Source organism: Patulibacter sp. NPDC049589 (assembly GCF_040675535.1).
Classification (GTDB): Bacteria; Actinomycetota; Thermoleophilia; order Solirubrobacterales; family Solirubrobacteraceae; genus Patulibacter.
Genome location: NZ_JBFAPC010000332.1, coordinates 1 through 1,651 on the forward strand (window position 1 = coordinate 1; position 1,651 = coordinate 1,651).

Here is a 1,651-nt window from a genome sequence, read left to right on the forward strand (position 1 = left end):
GGCGCCAGCGCGAGGGCGCCGCCGCCGAACAGACCCCCGGGGAGGATTCGGATCCGGTGGCCGGCCTCGCTCAGGCGGACACCCCCGGATCCTGCGCGCTCGACGGCGAGTACACGACGGCGCGGCTGGACCAGCTCGTCATCCACCACCACGCCGACGGCGGCGCCCGGGCCGACAAGTTCGAACGCGACGAGCGGATGCTGCGCGCGTCCCTGGAGCGCACGCCCGACGACCCGCGGTCGGTCTTCTACCTCGCCCAGACGCTGCGCGACCTGGGCCGGGCCGACGAGGCGATCGCGCAGTACGAGCGCCGCACGACCCTCGGGGCCTGGCCGGAGGAGGTCTTCTACGCCCGCCTGCAGGTCGGCGTCCTGCAGGGCGACCGCGGGCGCTGGGCCGAGGCGCTGGCGTCGCTGATCGCCGCCTGGCAGCTGCGTCCGTGGCGGATGGAGCCCGTCTACGAGCTCGCGTCCCGACTGCGCCTGCGGGGCGAGCACCAGGCCGCGTACGCGTTCGCCGTCCAGGGCGCCGGCGTGCCGGTCTCCGACGACTGGCTGTTCGTCGCCGGCTGGGTCCACCGCTACGGGCTGCTCGCCGAGCTCTCGATCACGGCGTTCCACACCGGGCGCTTCCGCGAGGCGCTCGCCGCCTGCGAGGAGCTGCTCGCGCTGCCGGACCTGCCGGAGGTCTACCGCGAGAGCACGAGCCGCAACCGGGCGCTCTGCCTGGAGCGGCTGGCGGGCTGAGCGTCGCCGGGCCCGGCGGGGGCCGTCGTCGGCCCCGCCGCCGGGCCCGGCGGCGGCCGTGGTCGTGCCCGCCGCCGGGCGGCAGGGACGGCCGGCCGTCGCGCGGTCAGCCCGCGTCGAGGCCCTGGCGGTGGGCGACGGCCGCGGCCTCCGTCCGGCTGCGGACGTCGAGCTTCGCCAGGATCCGCGAGACGTGGACGCTGGCGGTCTTCTCCGCCATGAACAGCGCGGCGCCGATCTCGCGCTTGGTCGCCCCGGACGCCACGAGCGCGAGGACCTGGCGCTCGCGGGGCGTCAGGCCGAAGCGGTCCACGACGGGGGCCGCCGGTGCGGGGGCGGACGGTGCCGGGCTACGGCCCGCGGCGACCCTTCGGCCGGCGGCGTCCCGTCCGCCCGCGGCATCGTCGTTCGCGCGAGCCGTGCGGCCTGCGGGATCGTTGCTCGCCGGACGGGTGCGGTCTGCGGCGCCCTGCGCGTCCGCAGCCGCGTCGCCGGCGGCCGCCGCGCACGGGTCCAGCCGCGCCCGCGAGACCAGGCCGTCGACCTCCGTGAGGAGCCACGGGGCGCCGAGGCGGAGGGCGATCGCGTGCGCGGCGGCGGCCGCGGCGCTCGCCCCCGCGCGATCCCCGGCGCCGGCGCGGGCCTCCGCCTCGTTGCGGCGCGCCCGGGCCTCCGGGTACGGCCGGCCGGTGGCGCGCCACGCGGCGGCGGCCGCCGCCCACGGCTCCGCGGCCGGCCGCCCCGTCGCCCGGGCGAGGTCCGCCTCGGCGTCCAGCAGCAGCGCGCGCTCCACGGGCCGGTGGGGCTCCGATGCCTCGGTATCGGGAGCGCGAGGTAGATGGGCACGTTGCGGAAGGACACCTGGCCCAACGGGTACATCTGGTCCGGGCCGATCGATGACCTCG

General features: G+C 78.6%; 1 protein-coding gene and 1 pseudogene. One reads left to right on the forward strand and one right to left on the reverse strand.

What is annotated here, in order from left to right; all coding sequences use genetic code 11:
* Positions 1–746 (forward strand): annotated as a pseudogene (locus AB0L40_RS27785) (glycosyl transferase family 2); the annotation flags it as partial.
* A 106-nt stretch (positions 747–852) separates the two neighbouring features.
* Here the strand turns inward: AB0L40_RS27785 and AB0L40_RS27790 are convergent.
* Positions 853–1,539 (reverse strand): LuxR C-terminal-related transcriptional regulator, encoded by a 687-nt coding sequence (locus AB0L40_RS27790; RefSeq protein WP_364362041.1) that lies wholly within the window; start codon positions 1,537–1,539, stop codon positions 853–855.
* Between the last annotated feature and the right edge of the window lie 112 nt (positions 1,540–1,651).